Genomic DNA, 25,076 nt, shown 5'->3' on the forward strand with positions numbered 1-25,076 from the left:
CGTTAATTTTACTCTGAAACTACAATGAAATCATATAAATTCATTCTTCCCGTCCTCGCTCTCGGTGCTTTCGCTACATCATGCGACACCGATATCGAGACTGTACAGGATCAGGGCGGTAATGTGGTAGAGCCTGTCAATGTTTCCGAGCTTTACTATCAGAATCTCCGCGAATACAAGGCTACCGACCATGAGATTGCTTTCGGATGGTTCTCGAAGTATGGCGGTGCCTCTTCGATGGCTCTCCGTTTTGCCGGTCTGCCTGACTCAATCGACCTTGTTTCCCTCTGGGGCGGTATTCCCAAGGATCCGATAGATATCTCGGAGATGCGTATGTGTCAGCAGAAGAAGGGCATCAAGTTTATGCCTGTAGATATCTGCCGTATCAATAAAGCCGATGTATCTCTTGACTTTAAGAAGCACTGGCTTGAGATTATGGACAAGGCCGAGTCAGGCGAACTTACCGGTGACGCTCTTGATGAGGCAAAGCATCAGGTAATGGTAGAAATGGGTCTCTACAATGTCGACCTCGTGTTCAACAACGACCTTGACGGCTTCGACATTGACTTTGAGCCGGAAGGCGATCCCGTACAGGGCGCTCTTTTCTACACAATGCTCGACGAGATGGCCAAGTACCTCGGCCCGAATCCCAACATAACCAAGGAAGAACGCTACGCTCTTATCGAGGCCCGTTACGGTACTGCCGTTGCCCAGAAGCCCGGCAGCTGCGACAAGCTCCTCTGTATTGACGCTTATGGCCAGGACCCCGGTGCCGAACACTGCGCTCCGCTTATCAACTACTTCCTGTCACAGTCATATCATTCAATGATTTCACGCAATGCATATCCTCAGGAGAAGGTGGTTCACTGCGTGTCGGTGGGCGAGGGATGGAATGTTGATCCCGCTACCGGAGCCACCCCTCAGGTAGGCGACTTTAACACCAAGACCGGTCTCCTTTATGATTATGCACGTTGGAAACCAGCATCAGGTAAGAAGGGTGGTTTCGGTGGATTCATCATCAATGATGACTACAATATCTGCAACCTCAACCCGTATCCCTATGCACGTTTCCGCGACTGCATCCAGATATGTAATCCTGCCATCTATTAATTGACCGAAGAATATGAAACTATATAAATTCTTTACAGCAATCGGAGTCATTGCTCTTACCGCAGGTTTTACTTCCTGCTCTGACGACGACGATGTTTACACCGATGGCTTCGGTGGAGTTGAAGGTCAGGTAGTGCTTGCTCCGACTTACAATGAATCCTACAAGTTCGTCAAGATACCCACAGGTGTTGTCACCCCAAATATCACATGGAGTGTCGCTCCACGTTCGCGTGTACGTGCCGCCGAGGATCTCACTATGAAGTTTGAGATTGACAACTCTCTTATCGAAGCATACAATCTCGAGAACAATACTGAGTATGTAGCGCTTCCTGACGGAGTAGTCACTATGGCTGTGTCCGAGGCTACCATCACTCCCGGCAATACTTCCGCAGAAACTCCGGTTTCGCTCACTGTGACAGATGATGCCGCTCTTCTCGGCCGTCTTGAGGTCGGAGCGGAGTATATCGTGCCTGTACGCATGACTGCAGTCACTCAGGGTTCCGCCCGTATCGCTGTCAGCGCCACAAACGTCTCTTACATTACGTTTAATGTCTCTGAAGAGTTGATTAATAATAGCGGTAATCCGACCGGAACAATAGTACCTAAGGAAGACCGTGCTTCTTGGACAGGCACTCCGGGTGACGGTGCTTCAGAATGGAATACTTGGAATAATCCTATCCAGGAGAATGGTGGCTATAACTATGGCAACTATCCTGCCGGTTCGAGCGTAACCTTTGATCTCGGCAAGGAGTACTCATTCGATGGCATCTACTCCTATCCTTTCTATGGTCAGAGCGTTTATGCACTGTTTAAGGCAAACTCTGAAATTTTCATCAGCTCCAACGGCAACGACTGGACTTCGCTCGGAGTACTCAGCAGTGCACGCACTACTGTCGCTCTCTATGCGGCAGTGCAGGCACGCTATATAAAGGTTGTTCTTGGTGCCGGTAACCAGATTGCCACAACAGCTTTCTCAATCTATGAGAAATGAGATTATTTGATGTATAAATGTCAAAACTCAATCAAAAAATGAAGTTTAAAGCTATATCATATCTCGCAGTAGGGGCCATGGCGGTCCTTACCGCTTGCTCCCACGAAGGTGATAACTTCGGTGACCGTGTGCTGTTTACAGGCACCGAGACTTCTCCTGTGGTGAAATTCCTCTGCGACGGAATGTCGAGTACAGCTCTTACAGTTACCTCGACAGCAAAGGCCACTACCGATGTGCACATCACCGTAAAGGCGGCTCCCGAGCTTCTCGATGCATACAACAAGAAGTATAACCGCTCGTTTGTGGCCCCCGAGCCCAACATGTATCAGCTTGAGAACACTGACCTTGTAATCAAGGCCGGCTCAAACATGTCGTCGCAGGTGAAGATTACTTCAAACAGTGAAGACCTTGCCGAGGGTGTGGGTTACATGCTGCCGATTACTATTACTTCTGTGTCAGGCGATGACCTTGGTGTTATCGAGGATTCCCGTACAGCTTACGTACAGTTTACCAAGGTTATCACAATAAAGGCCGGATTCCTCAACGGAAGTTCGTCTTATGAGATTCCCGGCTTCAAATGCACGGATGCATCTGATCCTCTGAGCAGTCCTGTTGCCGCTCTCAACCAGATGACAATCGAGATGAAGGTGCTCCCCCTCCGATTCGGTACCAATCCCAACCAGGCGAGCGGTATCTCTACACTTTGTGGCAACGAGGAGAACTTCCTCTTCCGCTTCGGCGACGGCGGCGGTCAGCCTACCGATCAGCTTGAGCTCGTGAAGGGTGCTATCGGCACTGATCCGAGCCCCGACAAAAAGGAGCACTATGCCGACCCCAATATCCACATGGGTACATTCGACACAGGTCACTGGATTCACTTCGCGGCTGTGTACGACGGCAGCATGCTTCGTGTATACCGCGATTGCGAGCAGATTGCAGCCATCGAGACCGCCGGCGGTCAGATTAACCTTTCTACCGCCTACAATGGTTCGTCGGGCTGGTTTGACACCTTCACAATCGGTTCTTCCTGCCACAGCCGTTTCTTCAATGGCTATGTCAGCGAATGTCGCGTATGGAATGTGCCCCGCACTATCGCCGAACTGGAAAACGGTCTCTGCTATGTCGACCCGACTTCCGAAGGCCTTATCGCCTGCTGGCGTTTTGACGGCGAGACCAATGCCGACGGTTCAATCCGCGACGTTACCGGACATGGTTATGATGCGACCATGCTTACAGGTAGCGCTACCTGGGTTGATGGCCAGAAGTGTCCTTATTGATATTGATGCCGGCTTTTCGGCATAGAATATTAACATAAAAGAGTTCTCTTTCTCTCTATTTTTTTGACATCTTCTCCTCTCTTTATATGATTTATTAGCGGGGCAAAAGGCTCTCCCGATTCCCCGGGAAGTCTTTGCCCCGTTTTTGCTAAATGCGGATAGCGTTTCTCCGTTATAATCCTCGTAATTCTTTCCTCGACAATACATACGATAAATTATGAAAATCCGTAATCTCGCCATATATCTCCTCTCTGCCCTTCCTCTCGGCCTGTCGTCCGCCACTTACCACCATGAATTTGGCACTATCGCCGAGGATGGAGGAGTCGTGTCCCATACATTCACTCTTCCTGCCGGCACATCGCCGCTGTCGGTGATAAATGCTTTCCCGGGATGCCCGTGTATAAGTGTGGATTATCCCAAGCGTCCGCTCAAAGCCGGAGAGCCGATGAAAATCACTCTGAAATATAATCCGGAAAGGCAAAAAGGCCACTTCACCAAGTCGGTATATCTGCGATTGAACGGCGACCGGCGCGACACACTTTTGGTGACGGGCACGGTAAAGCGTTTTCGCCCGCGGGTAGATAAATCGAAATATGCCCATGAGTATGGTCTTGGACTATGTCTCGACCGGAAAGCGATTGATTTCGGCGCGATGCGTGCCGGTACAGAAAAGACTCTTACAATACCTATGGCCAACAGCTATCAGATAGGGATGGAACTTGACCTGCGCCCGGCCGGACGCGATTCGTCGATGCTGTCGATTCCGTATGGGCTGAAACTCGAACCTGAGACTGTGTCGCAGTTCAGGATTGATATAAAAGTGCCTGATAATGCCGGTACTATGGCACCAGAACTTTATGTGCGTCCGGTAATTCATGGAGTAGAGGTAGATTCGATTCCGGTAAAAGTGAGAATTATACGTTGATTCTTTCTCATTTGTAATGTAATCTGACCGGAAGTTTGTAATTTTGTAAAAAGATTATTTTCTTGTACCATTTATACTTTGAATAAGGAATAAAAACCTTGTCAACATGAAAAAAATATATACAGCTCTGCTTTTTTCTTTAGGGATAACCGTTGCATCGTATGCCCGCACTGAAAAAGGCGCATATCTTGATGCAAACCTTCCTACCGAGCAGCGTGTGGCCGATCTGCTGTCAAGAATGACAGTCGAGGAAAAAGTAGGCCAGCTTTTGTGTCCGCTGGGTTGGGAGATGTATGAGATTACCGGCCCGAAATCGGTGGAGGTGTCTCAGAAGTTCAAAGATCTTATTCAGCAGACAGAAGCCGGAATGCTCTGGGCCACTTATCGCGCCGACCCCTGGACCCGCAAGACTCTCGACAACGGCCTCACCCCCGAACAGGCAGCCCGTGCCGGAAATGCAATCCAGAAATATGTAATCGAAAATACACGATTCGGTATTCCTGTCTTCCTTGCCGAAGAGGCTCCGCACGGTCATATGGCCATCGGTACTACCGTATTTCCTACCGGTCTGGGCATGGCTGCTACATGGAATCCGGAACTGATGCATACGGTAGGCGAGATAATAGGGCGCGAGGTGCGCAGTCAGGGCGGCCACATCAGCTATGGGCCGGTGCTCGACCTGTCGCGAGACCCGCGCTGGAGCCGTGTCGAGGAGACATTCGGTGAAGACCCGCTGTTGGCCGGACGTATGGGCGGTGCTATGGTAGGCGGCCTTGGCGGAGGCGATTTATCGAAGCCTAATTCCACTATTGCCACGCTTAAGCACTTTCTTGCATATGCTGTGCCCGAAGGGGGACAGAACGGCAATTATTCTGTGGTAGGCAAGCGCGACCTGCTTCAAAACTTCCTGCCTCCATTCCGCGAGGCTGTCGATTCGGGCGCGCTCTCGATTATGAGTTCCTACAACTCGATTGACGGTATACCCTGTACTTCCAACAAGGAGATTCTCTTCGACGTCACTACCGACTGGGGCTTTAAAGGCTTCGTCGTGTCTGATTTATATTCCATCGAAGGCATTCATGAGACTCATCATGTGGCTCCCACCATAGAGGATGCCGCCGCAATGGCTCTTAACGCCGGTCTTGATGTAGACCTTGGCGGAGACGCATACCGCAATCTCGTATCCGCTGCACGCTCAGGCAAGCTCGATTCGGGTGCGCTCGACCGTGCGGTAGGACGTGTACTCACGCTTAAATTTGAGATGGGTCTGTTTGAGAATCCGTACGTGAAGCCTGAATCTGCCCGTAGTGTAGGCGGTTTTCGTTCAGGCGAGGTGGCACGTGAGGTGGCCCGACAGTCAATCACTCTCTTGAAAAATGAAGGCAATCTGCTTCCTCTTGAGGTCAGACCGTCGATGAAGATAGCTCTCGTGGGCCCAAATGCCGATAATGCTTATAATATGCTCGGTGACTACACCGCTCCACAGCCCGAAGGCCGTGTTGTGACTGTGCTAGACGGACTGCGCCGTCAGCAGCCGGGTATAGAAGTGAAATATGTAAAAGGATGTGCCGTACGTGACACCTCTACTGCCGACATCGCTGCTGCGGTCAGAGCAGCCCTCGAGGCGGATGTGGTAATCGCGGTGGTAGGCGGTAGCTCGGCCCGTGATTTCAAGACATCGTACAAGGAGACTGGAGCGGCTGTTGTCGATGCCACAACCGTGAGCGATATGGAGTGTGGCGAGGGATATGACCGTGAGACACTTGATTTGCTCGGCCTACAGCCTCAGCTTCTTAAAGCTCTGAAGGAGACCGGCACCCCGCTTGTAGTTGTATATATTGAAGGCCGTCCTCTCGAAAAAGAGTGGGCTGCTGAAAATGCCGATGCTCTTCTTACAGCCTATTATCCCGGGCAGGAGGGTGGCAATGCCATTGCCGAGGTTATTTTCGGCAAGTACAATCCTGCCGGACGTCTACCGGTCACAGTACCACGCTCGGTAGGTCAGATTCCGATTTACTACAATCGGCGCGCTCCTCAGTTGCATCCCTATGTAGAGGGTGAGGCCTCTCCACGTTATCCGTTTGGCTACGGTTTGAGCTATACTACATTTGACTACTCGGGGTTGAATCTGCTACCGGGTGATGACGGCACACTTACTGTCGAAGCTACCGTGACCAATTCCGGTGACCGCGACGGCGAGGAGGTGGTGCAGCTCTATCTGCATCCGGAATATGCGGCTACCGTACAGCCCCTCATGCGTCTTGCCGATTTCCGTCGTGTGTCAATACCCAAGGGCGAGTCGCGCAAGGTATGTTTCAAACTTCCGGTATCTGCATTCGAGATTATCGGTCCTGACTACAAGCCCATGCTTCAGAAAGGCAGCTGGGATATAATGGTCGGAGCCTCTTCGGCAGATATTCGGTTGAAAGGCTCTCATGTGATGTAGCCGCCATACCTAATACACTTCTGAAAAGAACATAATAACGTGTTATACATGCAATAGTTATATTAATTTAATCTGTTTTATTTTCAATAGTTAGTCTGAATGTCACAGATCAGGAGGCGCATCATCGTGATTGATGGTGCGTCTTCGCTTTTTATGGCATAGTTGTATGTGGGTGATTGCGATAACAAGCTCTTATTCTGTATGTCGGTAAAAAACGAAAGGCCCCCGCCACACGTCGCGAGCCTTTCTTATGCCAAAAAAGTAGATAGATAATTGGCATGTGCGAATTATTTTAGGCTAATTATAGATTTTGTTCTATGCTGGTAAATCAGTCTGATGTCTTAGGCTGACAGTAGTAATAGATGATATTAGTCAAATAAAATCTTTACGGTGCAAATTTAGAAATAAGATTGATAATATGCAAACATTTTTGCGATTTATTATTCTCTTGTATTTCGGCATTATTCGACATAATGTCATCATTGATTGTAGATTCATCATAATAATCCGATTATCTGCCTTTGCCAAGAATTTTCAGGAAGCGACGACAGAGGGTGGTAAGTTCTTCGTCGGTAATCGTATATGGCGGCATTACATATGCGTTGCGTCCGAATGGACGAATCCAAATGCCTTCTTTTACACATGATTCCTGAAATGTCCCGACATCGACAGGCTCTTTCATCTCCACTACTCCGATTGTGCCGAGCACACGCACTTCGGCGACATCAGAGAGCTCAGAAGCCGGCGCAAGTTCCCGCTCAAGTATCTTTTGTATATGGGCGATGTGCGACTTCATATCTTGCTCTTTGAGCATTTTTAGAGACTCTACAGCTATGGCGCAGGCAAGTGGATTGGCCATAAATGTTGGGCCGTGCATCATCACACCCGCTTCTCCGCGCGAGATAGTATCGGCTACCTCGGCAGTTGTAAGTACGGCGCTCATTGTCAGATATCCTGCTGTAAGTCCTTTTCCGATACACATTATATCGGGTTGTACGCCGGCCCATTCCAATGCGAAAAATTTGCCTGTTCTCCAGAATCCTGTCGCTATTTCGTCGAATATCAGGTATATGTCATATTTGTCACACAGGCGCCGTGCCTCCACAAGAAATTGCGGATGATAGAAATACATGCCACCTGCGCCCTGCACTACCGGTTCGAGTATCATGGCGGCGATATCGTCGGCATGTTTTTCAAGCAGTTCCTCCAGAGGTTTTATATCGGCTTGGTTCCACTCGGTGCCGAATCGTGATGAGGGGTGGGGGATGAAATAGCGTATCGGGAGCGACGTACCGAACGCGCCATGCATGCCGGTGACCGGGTCGCACACACTCATGGCATTCCAGGTGTCGCCGTGATAGCCTGACAGGATAGTCACGAAGTTGGTTTTTGTGTGGTTTCCGGAGCGTGATACGGCACCCTGTATAGCCATTTTCATGGCTACCTCCACCGCTACGGAGCCGGAGTCGGCATAAAAGATGTTATGCATCGACGGAGGCGCTACTTCAAGGAGCATCTTTCCGAGCTCGATTGCCGGCTCATGAGTAAGTCCTCCGAACATTACATGCGACATACTGTCAAGCTGTCTTTTGGCGGCTTCGTTGATGCGCGGGTTGTTGTATCCGTGGATTACACACCACCAGGATGACATGCCGTCGATAAGCTCTGTACCGTCGGCCAGACATATTCTGGCGCCATGTGCGGATTTTACTTTATATGTAGGGAGAGGATTTATTGTTGATGTATAGGGATGCCACAGGTGTTCGCGGTCCCATGCGTCATGTAATAATGATTGGTTGTCGAGCATTTTTGATTGGCTGTTTATTTCATGCGTTATACAGATAGCGTTTGATTGAACGTTTGGGAGTCTTTTCAAACTCGTTGGCAATGAGTTGTATTTTTGACACGCGTTCGTATGGCGCGACGAGTTTATTGAGGTCGGCCAACACATTTTCCATCTCAGCCGGGAGCTGGCTGTTGGAGATACCGAATTTATCCATTGCCTCGTAGTCGGGGTATACAAGTGCTACAAGCTGGTTGTTGCGTTCGATTACGAGGCTCTCGGCCACAAGCGGCATATTATTGAGCTTAGCCTCAATTTCCTCAGGATATATGTTCTGGCCGTTGGCTGAGAGAATCATCGTTTTGTAGCGTCCGCGTATGAAGATGGTCGCATCGGATGAGCGTGTGCCCATGTCGCCGGTATGGAGCCATCCGTCTTTATCAAGCACGGCTTCTGTCGCTTCCTGATTCTTGTAGTATCCGTTCATTACATTGACACCTCTTACACATATCTCTCCGGGGACGTTTTCCGGGTCAGGGCTGTCAATGCGGCTCTCCATGAATCCGGCGAGTGTACGTCCCGACGAGCTTACAATAAATTGTCGCCATGGGGTGTAGCTGATAAGCGGGCCACATTCGGTCATGCCATAGCCCACTGTGAACGGGAATTTAATACGGTGTAGAAACTCTTCGACTTCGCGGTTGAGAGGGGCTCCACCTACGATTACTTCTTCAAATTCGCCTCCGAAAGCCTCGACAAGTTTGCGGCGTATCATTACATACAGCGCTTTGTCAAGCCCCGGAATTGCAAGCACCCATCGCATGCGCTTGCTGGTAATCATGGGCAGAATCTGCTTACGGTAGATTTTTTCGAGAATCAGCGGCACGCATATCACAAGGTTGGGCTTTACCTCTGACAGCGCACGCATCAGCACATTCGGAGCCGGCAGCTTGCCGAATACTGTTATGTGCGTTCCGGTAGCAAGAGGTACAAGCATGTCGAACGCACATCCGTAGGCATGCGCCAAAGGCAGGAATGCCAGACAGCGTGAGCCCTGGAAGTGAAGCCTCGACTGCACTCCGAAAGTCACATTTCCCCATAGATTACGATACGACAGCATTACCCCTTTGGAAAATCCTGTCGTGCCTGAGGTATAGTTCAATACCGCTATGTCGTCGGCCGATGTCTCGGCATATTTTATATCAGCGGGGCCGAATCCGTTCTTATAGCGGCGTCGGAACTTACGGTTTATGTTTTTGAGTTCATGGGCTATTTTCCCTTCATTAAGCGGATGCTCGGCGAGAAGTTTTCCGTTTGTAAGGGATATTACACCTCTTACGTTAGGCATCTGCTCAAACTCGAGATTCTCCCAGATATGGTCGTCGACAAACAGCAGTACCGACTCGGAGTGGTTGAGGATGTGGGTGGCATCCGTAGGATTGAAATCCTGTAGTATCGGGACGATAGTCGCGCCATAGGTGATAGTTGCGATGAAGACTACAATCCACCCGGGCGAGTTGCGCCCGATAAGTGCGATTTTATCCCCCTTTTTTATTCCTGACAACTCGAAGGCAAGATGTGTGCGAGCTATGTCGAGTGCCAGATCGGCATAATTCAGAGTATGTTTCTTTCCATACTCTGTAAGAGCCGGCAGGCCCCAGTTATCGCGGAAACTTTGTTCATATATGGGATTGAGCAGCTGGGTATCCATATTATTGTAAAGGTTGTTTCAGCTATTCGGCTGATTGTTTATATCTTGCAAAAATAACATAATTATCAGAAATATATACACTCCGTATTGATAAAAGGTTTAGAAACCTTTTCTGCAATAATACCTTCGTTGTTGTTATATATAAAATACGTGAGGCAGACCGGTGAATGCGGTATCGGAAATAGTGATGGATGATATCGTAAAAAAACTTGACCGATGCTTTACAACCCCGCTCTTCAAGGGTAATTTTGCCCAGAAATAAAAAAACATTTCAATTATGAACGAGCAAATGATTATATGGTGTGCAATAGTGGGAGTGCTGATGTGCACATTTGTGTTGAGAGGATTCTTATATCATCGCAGACATACTCAGAAATCGGCAATGCGTCACCATCGCATTCATCTGATTGAAATTGGTAAGGAGAATGAGATATTCTATCTGCCTGGAGACCGATATGATGAAGAAGATTACTGATGAGACCGGTACATTTCTGGCCGAGTATGCTTCATTATTGTGGGGCAGCGGGGCAACATGCACACGAATCGAGAAAAACATAGGCCGAATGGCCCATGCTCTTAATCTTGATGCCGATATCGAGATTATGCCTGGACATGTGCAGGTGGTGTTACCCGACGGATCGGTAATCGTAAGGAAAACACGCAAGTGCGGTATCAGTTTCGATATAAACGCCAAGCTGAGCCGTTTGAGCTGGGAGCTTGCCGATGGGAAAATCGGGTTCATAGAGGCTCAACGAATGTTCAGACATATTGCGAGAACACGTCCGACCAATGCCCGCGAGGTGCTTGTCCTCACATCATTGGCCAACGCATCTTTCTGTCGGCTGTTCGGGGGCGATATTGTAGCGATGCTGATAGTGTTTGTCGCTACTTTGGCCGGCTATAGACTTAAACAGGTGATGCTTTACGACGGGCGCGATGTCAGGCTTACATTCCTCTGTTCGGCATTTTTTTCTGCGACTATAAGTGCGGGCGGGCATGTGTTCGGCTGGGGTACGACTCCTGAGATTGCGCTTGGCACAAGCGTCCTGTATCTGATTCCGGGTGTCCCTTACATAAATGCCATAAGCGATATTATCGGGCGACATTATCTGTGTGCGCTGAGCCGCTTTATGGATGCATGTGTCCTTACCTGCTGTCTGTCGGCCGGACTCTGTATCGGAATGTTTATACTTGGGCTTAACTGGTTTTGAATATGCTGGATAATTTACTCGTAAATATTTTTGAGGATGGATTGTTTGCGGCGATAGCGGCAATCGGTTTTTCAAGTATCAGCAACACTCCGCGTCGTGCCTATCTGTGGTGTGGCGGAATTGCGGCGGCAGGCCATGCCGTAAGATACGTGCTTACTTCCTCCGGAATATGCCATATGCATATAATCGCGGGAAGCACTATTGCGGCGCTTGTAATAGGATTTCTTAGTGTTATCTGCGCAAAAAAAATAAAATGTCCTGCTGAGGTTTGCTTCTTTCCGGCATTGCTTCCGATGATTCCGGGCATGTATGCCTACCGTACTATTGAGGCTCTGGCGGCGTGTCTGATGCATACCAGAGAGGAGGTGTTCAACCATTATCTGTATCTTTTGTCATTCAACGGATTCACATGTGTGTTTATAATAACCGGAATGGTAATCGGAGCCAACATTCCTGTATTCCTGTTGAAAAAGATATCGTTTCAGGCTACCCGATGATATAAGTCTGCTATATACAAATTCTTTTTTAGACAATCTCTTAGTCCGGTTTATTAGTATATATTGTACCTTTGCGGATTATGGAACTCCGACAACTTAGATATTTCGTCAAGACAGCCGAGACGCTGAGCTTTTCTGATGCGGCGCGGGTATTAAACCTCGCTCAAAGCACGCTTTCCCAGCAAATCAGGCAACTCGAGGATGAACTCAATGTGCAGCTTTTCGAGCGCAGCAGCCATTCGATGAATCTTACAGAGTGTGGCAGAGAATTGCTTCCGTTGGCCATACGCACTCTCCACGATGCAGAGACATGTCGCGACAGAATAAATGATCTCCAGAAAATTCTTACCGGGACTCTTAATATCGGAGTCACCTATTCGTTCAGTCCGATACTTACCGAGACGCTGATGTCGTTTATGAAACAGTATCCTCATGTCAGAATGAATATATACTATAAGCCGATGGCTGAACTTATGGAGATGCTTACAAACCGCACCGTCGACTTCGTGCTGGCATTCCGCCCGACTGTGCGCAACGAGGAAATTGAGTCACACGTGCTTTTCGACAACCATTTGGCTGTAATCGTAAAAGACTCCCACAGTCTTGCCTCGCGAGAAAGGATTAGTCTGACTGAACTTGAGAAATTTGATATGGCGCTCCCGACAAAAGGACTTCAGGCCCGAAATGCGCTTGACCAGTATCTGTCCAGGTCGATGGTGAAACTGAATATCCGTATCGAACTGAATGAGGTAAACATACTGCTCGAACTGATAAAAAAGAGCAATCTTATCACTATCCTTGCCGAGGCAACCATCTACAACGCTACCGGAGTAAAGGCAATCCCAATCGAGATGCCGTCAAACGAAATGGACGGATGTGTGCATATGCTTAAGAATGCCTATCGCAAGCGTTCATCTCTTGCTTTTATCAAACTTCTTAAAGATTCAATTGCAGTAAGAGAGCGTGTGCTCGATTTCTAATTGTAATGAAAGAGACGTGCTGTGTCACAGCAATATGGCACAGCACGTCTTTTTACCATTATTATTTCGGTAGCCGTTTTACCATTCTGGCCACCAGCCTCCGCCAGTGGAGCCATCATCGGCTTTTACTTCATATTTGAATAGGGGAGTGGTGGCAATGCCCGCATATCCGAATGTGAATATATAGTATGTATCTCCGTTGACAAGAGTATTGCCGGTATAATCTGTGGTGGTCTTGAATAATGCAGGTGTGGAGAGGGAACTGTTGTTTTCCCCCATGTAACAGTTCATCATAATAAGGTCACCGGCCTTGGCGATTGCATCGGCCATGAATGCCTTGTCATCGGGAAATGTATCGTAGTCGCTCTTATTTACTACTCCTGTGTAGTAATATTCATTGTCGACCGAGGGTGTGATGCCGTATGTAAAATATGGGATTGTATTCCCAAACCAATCGTTGGGGTCAGTCTCTCCGCCGGCGGTCACATCCTTTATACTAAGTGTCATGGTCGACTCGGTTGGGGACGGAGTGGTGACATTTAGTGTGGAAACGATCGTTGTGCGTACGCCCTCGGCGCTTACTCCGAAAGCATATACAGTATATTCGGTAGATGGCACTATGGTTGTAACACCAAGATTTTTTCGCGAATTAAGAGTCTGCTCTCCGGTGAATACACGAGGGTCGGTAGTCCAGTCAACAGGTGGATTAAACCCGTTGTTGAATGCCAGTTCGTTGTCCGCGACCTGTGTGGCAGTCAGTCCTGCTACGTCAGATGTCTTTTTTATTGTCAGGAAGTATCTGGTTGATTCGTCGGTAGGCTTTACATTTACATTGATAAACATAGGCTCTGCCGAAACAGTGGCAAGAGCAAATGTGCAGTCGTCGGTTACTGTTACCGGAGTAGTCTTGAATTCGGCTTTTGTAAGATGGCTACACGCATTTATGCTCTCATCGATGCCGAATGCCAGCATATAGTACTCCATGTCGGGCGTCAGGCCGGTGAGTTGCAGCAAACCGTTGCCTTTATGTATTGTCGGTATCTGGTCGAGTGTGGCGCCCCCTGATGCAGCCATGCGCACTGTAGCGAGAGCATTGTTGACAACATGCTCTTCATTGCCATTGAATTCATTGTCAAATTCATTTTTTGTAATGAATCCAAGATAGTAATATGTGTCATCATTGTCGGGGCGGGCTGTTATCGTAGCCGTGGTAGAGGTGATGCCGGAGGCCTGAAGGTTGAACGCGATATCGATAAGTCCGGCAGTATGTACAAGCTGCTTGAAAAGTCCGGTTGTGAATTCTCCTTTTGTATTTATACCATATGCGTAAATGTAATAGTCGGTATCGGCTTTGAGATTGTCGCGATTGAGCACCTGGTCGGCCGGGTCCCACCATCCGAGAAGGAAATCCAGATATTCTTCGAGAGTATTTGACCACGGATCATTGGCTACTTCTGAATTGAGTCTGCCAAGTTCATACTCAAGAAATGCTCTATCGTTACCAAGTTTGTCAAACTCGGCTTTTTCGATTAAGCCGAAAAGAAATGTTGCGTCTGAATTGTCAGCGGTAAATGTCGCTTTGATAGAGTTTACAGTAATCTGCGTTATATTGATTGCGATATTAACGAATGGGTCATTACTGATGTCGCTGCGAAAAGTAAGATGGTCGATATCCGATAGCACGTATTCGATGGTAGTACCGTTTTTTAATGTTACCACCAGGGCTGAAGTAGTGTTATCCTGGGCAGCAGCACTTACTATTATTGCAGAGGATATAAATAGCGATGACAGCTTTTTCATTGTTATTTAGTATGGTGTGATTATCGGTTTAAGTATTTTATTGTCTTGTCGCCACAGAGTATGATGTATACTCCGCTTTTTGCTCCGGAGAAGTCATAATCTGTTGAGCCCTGTCCCGACACCTCTGCCACTTTTCGGCCCGAGGTGTCATATATATGCAGTGATAAATGAGATTCCGATACGGATGTCGCTGTAATGAGTGTTCCGGCTACGGTGAAAGAGATATCGTCGCTGAGTGATACGGATGTATCGTCTATTGATGAGGTATGCAGGTCAAATACTATTTTGTCAATGTCCTTGACTTCGATAGTAGTCTCGCCTGCTGTCTGTGCAATGCATATTGTGGAGTTGTCAAATGTGATTTTTGTATTCTCGGAGATTTCCACTTGCACAGGGGTGGAGGAGCCATTGATATGAACAAGCATATTGTCACCTGTGGCTGAGGCCGTGAAGCCATAGACTGTACATCCAAGCAAGATTGCGAGTCGTGTGATGATTGGGTATCCTTCCATATTGTATGATAAAAAATATGCCACTATTCACACGTTTGCTAAAATTGTTGTGTGGATAGCAGCAATTATAAATGACAGAGTCTTGCTTTGGTTAAAGGCTTTGTGACTCCTTGATAGGTAGAAGTGACTCGCACAGGATTCAAACCTGTAACCTTCTGATCCGTAGTCAGATGCTCTATTCAGTTGAGCTAGCGAGCCGTGGATTTGATTAATAACAAGCTATTGATTGAGTGATTCGCACAGGATTCAAACCTGTAACCTTCTGATCCGTAGTCAGATGCTCTATTCAGTTGAGCTAGCGAACCGTATTGCCTTTTAAGGCCACCGGTGGATTTGTTGCCGATGTTGAGTGATTCGCACAGGATTCAAACCTGTAACCTTCTGATCCGTAGTCAGATGCTCTATTCAGTTGAGCTAGCGAACCATTTTTGCATGGGATATCTGTCCCAAAGGGATTCTCTCATCCCTTTTGCGATTGCAAAGGTAGATATAATGTGTGAAATATCCAAATATTTTTCGGTCATTTTTTTGATGTCCGGAATGCCTGATTGGAAAACTTTCAGGCAATTTCGGTGCGCGTGTGGCCGTAAGATATTGTTTATTAGTTGTTAATGAAGCAATTTCCTTGACAGATATCTGCGTATAGGAGCGTCATACCACTTCATGGCTATCCATGCTTCGAGTATGATTACGACAAATAATGCCATACATACCGGCCATGCGTCTGCGAAGGTGATGCCGTTGTTCCATACCCATGCGTAGAACATGTACATGACAGGATAATGAATAATGTAGACAGGATAGGAGATAGCTCCTAAAAATTCACATACTTTGCTCGAAAATATATCGGAGGTAGTGCCGCATGCGCCAATGTATACTATTGTAGGGAATATGAGGAGTGTACAGATTATATCATAAACTCCGTTGGCGATGGATGGATTGCCATCGGTAGAGCCGATGTATGGACATGACATAATAGCCGTTATGAGTGCCGCACATATCCAGAATGCACCGCGTATGCGCATCGGACGGAAATCACGGGTGAGCATAAGGCCGATGCCGAATGAGAGTGACAGACGCAGGAAGCCTCCAAGCCATCCCATGTCGGCCATGGACCATCCGACTCCAAGATGAAATGCTCCTGACATGTTGCATAGCGCGCATGCCGCGAGTCCTATGCCGGATACCGCTACTACTGTGCGTAAACCATTTTTCGAAAGGCGGTGAAGAATCACAGCATACAGCACGCTGCCGATATATTCAAAAAACAGAGACCATGTCGGACCGTTGAGGGGAAACATCTCGCCGTTACCTCTCACATCGGCCGCAGCCCCCGGAAGTACAGGTATCATGAACAGTCCGAGAATCAATGCCACCAATACCCAGTGGAACGGCACCGGCGTGCCATCCCAGTGTACACTTCCCTGAAGCAGATATGCTATGGCACCGATTATAACACTGAGCACGACCATTGGCTGTAATCGGATAATGCGCCGGAGCATAAATCGGCCTGTAGTCATTCCTTTGTTTTTCCAACACCGGTCGTAGGCATACCCGATGACGAATCCTGACAATACAAAAAAGAAGTCGACTGCCAGATATCCGTGGTTCATCATCTGGTCGACAGCAGATGTGGCAAATCCCTCACCGAAATGATAAAGAATTACAAGTACGGCGGCTACTCCGCGCAGTCCGTCGAGAATTTCATAACGAGGCTGTGCGGATGTCTCCGGCTGTAAGGCGGCAGTTGAGGTCATAATGGGAGTGGTTGTTTCTGATTATGATTGATTGTGAGTGTGCAAATTTAAGGCAATATACGGCGCTATTTTTTGACGCAGGACAAAATGTGTGGATTGGTTGGATTAACGCTGTGCCCGGATGCGGCTTAGTGTGGCTTGTGTGATGCCGAGATACGAGGCTATGTCGCCGAGTCGTGCGCGCCGGCATACCTCGGGAAACTGTTTTGAAAACTCGATGTATCTTTCTCGTGCAGGCAGCGTAAGCCGTTCCTTATGTGATCGGTGTATGCGCCGGTATTCATCCTGATGTATCTTCCTCCACCAGTTGCATAGTCCGAGGTCGGTGCCTATCATTTCCATAAGCCTGGGTATATCTATGGAATATGCTTTCACCGGGTCGACGGCCTCGACATATTCTTCGCTTGGCAATCCGTAATACACTTCATCCATGCTGAATACAATGCTCCCTTCGGTAGAGAACGAGGTGGTAAACTCTTCTCCGTCTACGAGCCAGTAGCTGCGGGTCATGCCATCTTCGATGAAATATGCGCGGCCGCACTGCGTGTTGGCTCCTACGATGATTCCGCGTCGTGGAAAGTCTTTGCGTACAATCAATTCGACAAGTCGGCGAAGGGTGCTATCGCTTACAGGCCACGCATTGCGTATGAATGCTATTATATTAGGTATTTCGGATAAATCAGTCATTAAAACGGAGGGTATATATGTTACAATGATTCGGTAAAAATTACCGAAGTAGTTGAAACTTAAGTTAATATGTCGAATTGTCAAATACAAATGAATCGCCAAAGCGTTCATTATAAAACTCTTATACCATGAACGTATTGGCGATTCTCAAAGACTTCACCTTAAGGTGCAAGTCGGTATTTGAAAATACTACAACCAAGATGAGCAAAAGGTTCCTCAACTGGCTGATTTTAACAATACGCACTGTAGCGTTGATTCCGGGTAAAGTCAATTTTACCAGGCTGTCGCGCTATGGCGGTCGTACAGCCAAGACCTTTGCTTCCAATTTCAAAACATCCGTAGACTGGATGAAAGTCAACATAGGTATGGCGCAGGATTGTTTTGGGCCGGCCGATGACATGGCAGTGGTAATCGATCCGTCGTTCATTTCAAAAGCAGGCAGACTGACGTATGGCATAGGCCGTTTCTGGTCAGGGGTGGCACAACGTGTGAAACGCGGTCTGGAGATAATGGCAATTGGGGCAATAAGTCTGAGTAAACATACATGCGTGATGCTCGGTGCTGTCCAGTCACCGAACTTCAGGACTCTTGAATCCGAGAAACAAATGTCAATGCTTGACTGGTATGTGGCACTTGTCAGGTCAAAGGCGACAGAGATGCTCTCACTGACGGATATTCTGGTTGCCGATGCCTTTTTCTCCAAATATGAGTTTGTAAATGAAGTGATTGGCATGGGATTCCGATTTGTAGGGAGATTACGTGCCAACTCATATCTGAGGTATCTGGCCATACCGGATTCCTCCGCCACGCGAAGACGCGGCAGAAAGAAAAAGTATGGAGAGAAAGTGGATTTCTCCAATCTTGATATGTCCGTGTTCACTTCATTCATATATGAGGATTCCAAAGGAAACAAAAACCGATGTCACACGGCGGTCATACATTCGAGGGCATTGAAACGCGACATCCGTATCGTGGTATGTCCGGTTGAAAACGCAGAGCCTCTTCTTTACTTCTCTACCGACACCAACATGAGGCCTGAAAAGATCATCGGTTTCTACCGCACCCGATTTCAGATTGAGTTCGGCATACGCGATGCCAAGCAGTTTACCGGACTTCAGTCACAGCAGACCCGGGACAGGGAGCGGCTTGACTTTGCGTTCAATCTTTCCTTCACAGCCCTCAATGTCTGCAAAGAGGTCATAAGGAAGGATTATCCGGATCTTTCGGTAGCGCAGTTCAAACGGCTCATGTTTGAATCTTATCTCGCCTCAACAGTTATTTCGACTTGCGGAAAATCTCCGCATCTCAAAATAATTCAGAAGATAAATCATCGGTTGGCTCTGTTAGCGGCTTAGCCAAGGCTGAACAACCTCAAATTTTACCGAATCATTGTATGTTACAAAAATACAATATCATTGGTGGCGATGCAAGAATTATTCGAAAGTTGTTATCTTTGTATTTCTTAGAGAATCCACTTTTAGAGAATCCATTTTTAGATAATATATTAAAGCGAAATAAAGTTTTCTTTGATTTATGAAAGTCCAACGGAAGAAGCTGATAGTTTTGGCGGTATTTGTTACGGTACTTGTCGCAGCAGCCGCATCAATAGTGTGGAGAGTATACACCGGGACGAAATATGACGGCGAGGAGCCATGCTGGGTGTTTATCCCTAAAGGCTGTGATGCCGACTCTGTTTCGGCTATTCTTGCCCGCGACCTTGGCGATAGCGGTCGTCGGGCTGCTACGTTATGGCGTCATTACGGCTCGTCGCCCTCGGTGGCGCACGGTGCCTACAGGATAGAGCCGGGCACCCGGTCGATTGACATATTCAAACGCATAGCTCGCGGCGCACAGACACCGGTCAAGCTCACTTTCAATAACGTGCGGCTCCTTCCTCAGTTCGCCGGGCGTATCGCGGCCCGTCTGGAGGCGGATTCTGCAAGCATAATGTCGGCAATCGACAGTGTGCTTTCTGCTCAAGGCTACAAACCGGCTGAATATATCGGAGCATTTTTCCCCGATACATATGAATTTTATTGGACGGTCCCGGCAGGTGGTGTTGTATCTACGCTTGTGAAGTCGCATGACCGCTTTTGGACGGATGAACGGCGCACAAAGGCGTCGGCTCTCGGTATTACACCGGCCCAGGCTTCGGTAATAGCAAGCATCGCCGAAGAGGAGACCAACCGAAAGGATGAGCGAGGTGTGGTGGCGCGGCTCTATCTCAACCGGTTGCAACGAGGGATGCCTCTGCAGGCCGACCCTACAGTGAAGTATGCTGTGGGAGATTTCTCGATAAAACGCATTACAGGCAAACATCTCGGGGTCGTTTCTCCTTATAATACATATAAGCGCACGGGATTGCCTCCGGGGCCGATACGTATGCCGGAACGTGCTACGATTGACGCGTTGCTTCAGAGCAAGCCCCACGATTACATCTATATGTGTGCGTCGCCGGATTTTTCAGGACGGCATCTGTTTGCCCGCGACCTGGCCACACACAATCGTAATGCCGCGGCATACCATCGTGCTCTGAATCTACGTAACATTAAATAAATACCTCTGTCATATGGAAACATTCTCGGATACGACAGGCAATGACCTTGTCCTTTACAAACAGTACGGCAACAGTTCCGACGCCTATATAGCCATGGGGGTGCTCGAGACTAACGGTGTGCCGGCCGTTGTCGACAACTCTATCATGGGCACGCTGCTCGGAGGTATTCCGGCTGTAGGCAGTTTCCGTCTGATGGTGCGTCGCAAGGATCTTGATCTCGCCCGCAGGCTTATGTCGGGTACCGAGCCCGGTGATGAGTGATTAAGGCAAGCAGTTTAGGGCAATGGGCTACATAAACATATCGGCTCCGTCGTAATTGTCACGACGGAGCCGATGCGTTTTTAGAAGGTTCGGGTTATGTCTGATGCCGTTTAATACTCATTCCATGGGCGTATCTCTATGTCGTCGGGCGACAGGTGGGTAAATGCGTCGATGAATGCCGAGGCCAGACGAGCATTTGTCAGAAGAGGAATGTTGAGGTCTATAGCTGCACGGCGTATGCGGTATCCGTTAGTGAGCTCAGTCTCGGTAAGATTCTTGGGCACGTTGACAACGAGGTCTACTTCTTTGTTGTGGAGAAGTTCGAGTGCCTGAGGCTGCATGTCGGGCTGGCTTGGCCAGTATACCTTCACTGCAGGGATGCCATTGTCGGTAAGGAACTGGTGTGTACCGCCGGTGGCATAGAGTCTGTATCCGTTGTTGTTTAGTTCATGGGCTGCTTCGAGCATGTCGGCCTTCTGCTTTGGTGTGCCTGTCGACAGCAACACTCCTTTGCCTTTCGACGGTATGCGCAGTCCGACCGACAGCATCGACTTGAGGATAGCCTCGTCAGTATCGGCTCCGATGCATCCTACCTCGCCGGTCGACGACATGTCTACTCCGAGCACCGGGTCGGCGCCCTGCAGACGTGAGAAGCTGAACTGGCTTGCCTTTATGCCCACATAGTCGAGGTCGAATGCGTTTTTGTGTGGCTTCTCCACCTCCAGTCCGAGCATTACACGGGTGGCGATGTCGATGAAGTTCAGCTTCAGTACCTTGCTTACAAACGGGAAAGAGCGCGATGCACGCAGGTTGCATTCGATGACCTTTATGTCGTTGTTTTTGGCGAGGAACTGGATATTGAACGGGCCCGATATGTTGAGGGCCTTTGCAATCTTCTGGCTTACTTTCTTGATGCGCCGTATGGTCTCTACGTAGAGTTTCTGGGGCGGGAACTGTATTGTGGCGTCGCCTGAGTGGACTCCGGCAAATTCGATATGTTCTGAGATGGCGTATACCTTTATTTCTCCGTTCTGGGCCACGGCGTCCATCTCTATCTCTTTTGCAAACTGGATGAACTCTGTCACAACTACAGGGTGCTCCTGCGAAACATTGGCCGCGAGGCGGAGGAAACGTTGTAGCTCTTCGTTGTTGGAGCATACGTTCATGGCGGCTCCTGACAGTACGTAGCTCGGACGCACAAGCACGGGGAAACCTACTTCGCCGATAAATTCCTCGATGTCGGCAAACGATGTGAGCTCGCGCCAGCGCGGCTGGTCCACACCGATGCGGTCGAGCATGGCCGAGAATTTGTGGCGGTCTTCGGCGTTGTCGATGGATGTAGCCGATGTGCCGAGAATCGGTATCTTTGCATCATCGAGGCGTGTGGCCAGGTTGTTGGGTATCTGGCCGCCGACCGATAATATCACTCCGTGGGGTTGCTCGAGTTCGAGTATGTCCATTACACGCTCGTAGGTGAGTTCGTCGAAGTAAAGACGGTCGCACATATCGTAGTCGGTCGACACGGTCTCCGGATTGTAGTTGATCATTACCGAGCGCCATCCCTCGCGCTTGACTGTCATCAGCGCATTGACCGAACACCAGTCGAATTCGACCGAACTGCCTATACGATATGCTCCGGAGCCAAGCACTACTATCGAGCGGTGGTCGTGGAGATAATTCACATCATCCTCCGAACCGTTATAGGTAAGGTACAGATAGTTGGTCTGTGCGGGATATTCTGCGCCGAGGGTGTCAATCTGCTTTACTACCGGTACTATGCCGGATGCCTTGCGGAATGCCCTTATTTCATCGGATGCTTTTATATTGGAGATGATATTGCTCTTGAATATTGCGCGGGCTATCTGGAAATCGCTGAACCCCTGCTCCTTGGCAAGCCGCAACAGTCCTTCCGGCAGTTCTTCCGGCGAATTGTATCCCTCGAGTTCGTCGGCTGTGGCAACGATATTATGCAGCTTGTATAGAAACCATCTGTCGATTTTTGTAAGCTCATGTATCTGGTCGACCGTATAACCCTTGCGCATGGCCTTGGATATGACGAATATTCGTTTGTCGGTAGGCTCGCGCAACGATTTGTCGATATCGGCGATTTTGAGCTCTTTGTTTTCCACGAATCCGTGCATTCCCTGGCCTATCATGCGCAGGCCTTTCTGTATGGCTTCCTCGAATGTGCGTCCGATAGCCATTACCTCTCCGACCGACTTCATCGAAGAGCCGATTTCGCGCTTTACGCCGTGGAACTTTCCAAGGTCCCAACGTGGAATCTTCACCACCACATAGTCAAGAGCCGGCTCGAAGAATGCCGAAGTCACCTTGGTGACGGAGTTCTTAAGGTCAAAAAGTCCGTAGCCGAGCCCGAGTTTGGCGGCTACGAATGCAAGCGGATATCCGGTGGCTTTTGAAGCAAGAGCCGACGAACGCGACAGTCGGGCGTTTACCTCGATTACGCGATAGTCCATCGAAGCCGGGTCAAAGGCATATTGTACGTTACATTCACCCACTATGCCGATGTGGCGTATGATTTTTATGGCGAGTTTGCGCAGATAGTGGTAGTCCTCGTTGGAAAGTGTCTGCGACGGAGCCACGACAATGGATTCGCCGGTGTGTATGCCGAGCGGGTCGAAGTTTTCCATGTTGCAGACGGTAATGCAGTTGTCGAAGCGGTCGCGCACTACCTCATATTCGACTTCTTTCCATCCCTTGAGTGATTTCTCGACAAGTACCTGCGGAGCAAACGACAGGGCTTTCTCCACCAGCTCGACGAGTTCCTGCTCATTGTCGCAGAATCCGCTTCCGAGACCTCCGAGCGCATAGGCGGCGCGCACGATTACCGGATAACCGAGTGAGGCTGCCGCTTTCTTGGCGTCGTCGACCGAGCCGACGGCCTCGCTTTTTATGGTCTTTACATTAATCTGGTCGAGTTTCTTTACGAAAAGCTCACGGTCCTCGGTGTCCATGATGGCTTGCACAGGAGTACCCAGCACTTTTACGCCGTATTTGTCAAGCACGCCTGACTGCTGCAACTCGACGCCGCAGTTCAGGGCTGTCTGTCCGCCGAATGCAAGCAGTATTCCGTCGGGACGTTCCTTCTCGATGACTTTCTCTACAAAGTAGGGTGTCACCGGCAGGAAGTAAATAGTGTCGGCTATACCTTCCGAGGTCTGTACGGTGGCGATGTTGGGATTGATGAGTACTGTGTGGATTCCCTCCTCCTTCATGGCTTTCAGCGCCTGAGAGCCTGAATAGTCAAACTCACCGGCCTCGCCGATTTTCAGCGCCCCACTGCCAAGAAGCAACACTTTCTTAGGGAGAGATATATCTGTATTCTGTATGGTAGCCATTCTGATTAGAGCATATTGATAAATTCATCAAATAGAAATTCCGTATCCTTTGGTCCCGATGATGCTTCGGGGTGGAACTGGGCTGAGAAAAACGGTTTTGATTTGTGGCGTATGCCTTCGTTTGTGCCGTCGTTCATGTTGATGAAGAGCGGTTCCCAGTCGGAGGGCAGTGTGGTGTTGTCCACAGCGAAGCCGTGGTTCTGTGAGGTTATGTAGCACTTGTCGGTTCCGGCTCGTCGCACAGGCTGGTTGTGGCTGCGGTGTCCGTACGGGAGCTTATATGTGGATGCCCCTGCTGCACGTGCCAGCAACTGGTTGCCCATGCATATGCCGCATATCGGTTTGCCTGTCTCCATAGCCTTGCGGATATTATCGACAGTCACGTCCACCATATCGGGGTTTCCAGGGCCGTTGGAGATAAAAAGGCCGTCGTAGGGTATAGATGTGAAATCGTAGTCCCAAGGCACACGCACTACTCTTACTCCGCGGCGGGTAAGGCAGCGTATGATATTGTGTTTTACGCCGCAGTCAACCAGTACCACTGTGCGCGGCCCTTCTCCGTGTACCTCTACGCCGCGGCAACTGACTTTTGCTACGAGATTTTCCAGATTTGGGTTGTAGAATGGTATGTCGTCACATCCTTCTACTATTATCTTTCCGAGCATCGAACCGTGGTCGCGCAGATGCTTGGTCAGGGCTCGGGTATCGATTCCGTATATTCCGGGTATCTTTTCCTCACGCAGCCATTCCGAAAGACTGCGGTCGGCCTGCCAGTGGGAGTGATCCCACGAATAATCCTGGGCTATTATTGCTTTGGCATGTATGTGGTCGCTCTCGTAATACTCGCTGACGTCATCTTTTTCCCTCCGAGGAGGCACACCGTAGTTGCCAAGGATTGGGAAAGTGGTTACGAGAATCTGACCTTCATAGGATGGGTCAGTAAGGCTTTCAGGATAGCCTGTCATTGCCGTGTTGAACACAACTTCGCCGGCAGTCGAAGACTCATATCCAAATGATTTGCCGTGGAATATGGTTCCATCTTCCAGCACGAGTGATGCCTTTTTAATGTCGCGCATAGGTTTACATTTTCTCTGATGAAAAATCAAAAGGTTGCAGTAGTTGGCTAAAACCTCGCAAAGTTAAAGAAATATTCTGATAAAATGCGTTTTTTTGAAAGGAGATATTGCGTTATGGTGGCAAAAATCTTTCATG

18 protein-coding genes, 3 tRNA genes and 1 pseudogene are annotated in these 25,076 nt (G+C 48.8%); 11 read left to right on the plus strand and 11 right to left on the minus strand.

What is annotated here, in order from left to right; all coding sequences use genetic code 11:
• Positions 1–24: 24 nt before the first annotated feature.
• The 5 genes from ADH68_RS09150 (at position 25) to ADH68_RS09170 (ending at position 6,749) form a co-directional block, all read left to right on the plus strand.
• Positions 25–1,110, plus strand: coding sequence for a glycoside hydrolase family 18 (locus ADH68_RS09150; protein WP_068961076.1), 1,086 nt, complete (start codon positions 25–27; stop codon positions 1,108–1,110).
• Between the two features lie 13 nt (positions 1,111–1,123).
• Complete coding sequence (locus ADH68_RS09155) at positions 1,124–2,101, plus strand: BT_3987 domain-containing protein (protein WP_068961075.1); 978 nt, start codon at positions 1,124–1,126, stop codon at positions 2,099–2,101.
• Between the two features lie 38 nt (positions 2,102–2,139).
• On the plus strand, positions 2,140–3,378 hold the full coding sequence (locus tag ADH68_RS09160; protein WP_068962082.1) for a BT_3987 domain-containing protein: 1,239 nt from the start codon (positions 2,140–2,142) through the stop codon (positions 3,376–3,378).
• 217 nt (positions 3,379–3,595) lie between these two features.
• Positions 3,596–4,303 (plus strand): DUF1573 domain-containing protein, encoded by a 708-nt coding sequence (locus tag ADH68_RS09165; protein ID WP_068961074.1) that lies wholly within the window; start codon positions 3,596–3,598, stop codon positions 4,301–4,303.
• A gap of 106 nt (positions 4,304–4,409) precedes the next feature.
• Positions 4,410–6,749, plus strand: coding sequence for a glycoside hydrolase family 3 N-terminal domain-containing protein (locus tag ADH68_RS09170; protein WP_068961073.1), 2,340 nt, complete (start codon positions 4,410–4,412; stop codon positions 6,747–6,749).
• Positions 6,750–7,260: 511 nt separating this feature from the next.
• Here the strand turns inward: ADH68_RS09170 and bioA are convergent.
• Both bioA and ADH68_RS09180 read right to left on the minus strand, forming a co-directional pair.
• Positions 7,261–8,562 (minus strand): annotated as a pseudogene (bioA, locus tag ADH68_RS09175) (adenosylmethionine--8-amino-7-oxononanoate transaminase); the annotation flags it as partial.
• Positions 8,563–8,575: 13 nt separating this feature from the next.
• Positions 8,576–10,243 (minus strand): AMP-binding protein, encoded by a 1,668-nt coding sequence (locus ADH68_RS09180; RefSeq protein WP_068961071.1) that lies wholly within the window; start codon positions 10,241–10,243, stop codon positions 8,576–8,578.
• A gap of 455 nt (positions 10,244–10,698) precedes the next feature.
• Here ADH68_RS09180 and ADH68_RS09190 point away from each other — a divergent pair, with 455 nt between their 5' ends.
• The 3 genes from ADH68_RS09190 (at position 10,699) to ADH68_RS09200 (ending at position 12,931) form a co-directional block, all read left to right on the plus strand.
• Positions 10,699–11,454 carry a threonine/serine exporter family protein gene (locus ADH68_RS09190; RefSeq protein WP_088294804.1) on the plus strand — a complete coding sequence of 252 codons (756 nt, stop codon included), beginning with the start codon at positions 10,699–10,701 and terminating at the stop codon, positions 11,452–11,454.
• Between the two features lie 2 nt (positions 11,455–11,456).
• On the plus strand, positions 11,457–11,951 hold the full coding sequence (locus ADH68_RS09195) for a threonine/serine exporter family protein (RefSeq protein WP_088294805.1): 495 nt from the start codon (positions 11,457–11,459) through the stop codon (positions 11,949–11,951).
• An 80-nt stretch (positions 11,952–12,031) separates the two neighbouring features.
• On the plus strand, positions 12,032–12,931 hold the full coding sequence (locus tag ADH68_RS09200; RefSeq protein ID WP_068961068.1) for a LysR substrate-binding domain-containing protein: 900 nt from the start codon (positions 12,032–12,034) through the stop codon (positions 12,929–12,931).
• 78 nt (positions 12,932–13,009) lie between these two features.
• Here ADH68_RS09200 and ADH68_RS09205 read toward each other — a convergent pair whose 3' ends face one another.
• The 7 genes from ADH68_RS09205 to ADH68_RS09235 all read right to left on the minus strand — a co-directional run bounded on the left by ADH68_RS09205 (position 13,010) and on the right by ADH68_RS09235 (position 17,669).
• A complete protein-coding gene (locus ADH68_RS09205) occupies positions 13,010–14,731 on the minus strand; it encodes a hypothetical protein (protein WP_068961067.1) in 1,722 nt (573 codons plus the stop codon).
• Between the two features lie 20 nt (positions 14,732–14,751).
• A complete protein-coding gene (locus tag ADH68_RS09210) occupies positions 14,752–15,243 on the minus strand; it encodes a T9SS type A sorting domain-containing protein (protein WP_068961066.1) in 492 nt (163 codons plus the stop codon).
• 124 nt (positions 15,244–15,367) lie between these two features.
• A tRNA-Arg gene (locus ADH68_RS09215) sits at positions 15,368–15,441 on the minus strand.
• Between the two features lie 33 nt (positions 15,442–15,474).
• Positions 15,475–15,548 (minus strand) — tRNA-Arg (locus tag ADH68_RS09220).
• A 45-nt stretch (positions 15,549–15,593) separates the two neighbouring features.
• Positions 15,594–15,667, minus strand: a tRNA-Arg gene (locus ADH68_RS09225).
• Positions 15,668–15,851: 184 nt separating this feature from the next.
• Entirely contained in the window at positions 15,852–17,000 is a 1,149-nt protein-coding gene (locus tag ADH68_RS09230; protein ID WP_068961065.1) for an acyltransferase family protein, read from the minus strand.
• 105 nt (positions 17,001–17,105) lie between these two features.
• Entirely contained in the window at positions 17,106–17,669 is a 564-nt protein-coding gene (locus ADH68_RS09235; protein ID WP_068962081.1) for a Crp/Fnr family transcriptional regulator, read from the minus strand.
• Positions 17,670–17,815: 146 nt separating this feature from the next.
• On the opposite strand from ADH68_RS09235, the gene ADH68_RS09240 reads away from it, so the two are divergent.
• The 3 genes from ADH68_RS09240 (at position 17,816) to ADH68_RS09250 (ending at position 20,505) form a co-directional block, all read left to right on the plus strand.
• On the plus strand, positions 17,816–19,042 hold the full coding sequence (locus ADH68_RS09240) for a transposase (protein ID WP_068961064.1): 1,227 nt from the start codon (positions 17,816–17,818) through the stop codon (positions 19,040–19,042).
• 178 nt (positions 19,043–19,220) lie between these two features.
• The gene (gene mltG, locus ADH68_RS09245) at positions 19,221–20,243 is read left to right on the plus strand and encodes an endolytic transglycosylase MltG (RefSeq protein WP_068961063.1); all 1,023 of its coding nucleotides are present in this window, start codon (positions 19,221–19,223) and stop codon (positions 20,241–20,243) included.
• Positions 20,244–20,256: 13 nt separating this feature from the next.
• The gene (locus ADH68_RS09250; RefSeq protein WP_068961062.1) at positions 20,257–20,505 is read left to right on the plus strand and encodes a putative signal transducing protein; all 249 of its coding nucleotides are present in this window, start codon (positions 20,257–20,259) and stop codon (positions 20,503–20,505) included.
• A 110-nt stretch (positions 20,506–20,615) separates the two neighbouring features.
• Here the strand turns inward: ADH68_RS09250 and carB are convergent, their stop codons facing one another.
• Positions 20,616–23,864 carry a carbamoyl-phosphate synthase (glutamine-hydrolyzing) large subunit gene (gene carB / locus ADH68_RS09255; protein ID WP_088294806.1) on the minus strand — a complete coding sequence of 1,083 codons (3,249 nt, stop codon included), beginning with the start codon at positions 23,862–23,864 and terminating at the stop codon, positions 20,616–20,618.
• A 5-nt stretch (positions 23,865–23,869) separates the two neighbouring features.
• On the minus strand, positions 23,870–24,940 hold the full coding sequence (gene carA, locus ADH68_RS09260; protein WP_068961061.1) for a glutamine-hydrolyzing carbamoyl-phosphate synthase small subunit: 1,071 nt from the start codon (positions 24,938–24,940) through the stop codon (positions 23,870–23,872).
• Positions 24,941–25,076 lie beyond the last annotated feature (136 nt).

Origin of the sequence: Muribaculum intestinale (genome assembly GCF_002201515.1) — a bacterium.
Taxonomy (GTDB): domain Bacteria; phylum Bacteroidota; class Bacteroidia; order Bacteroidales; family Muribaculaceae; genus Muribaculum; species Muribaculum intestinale.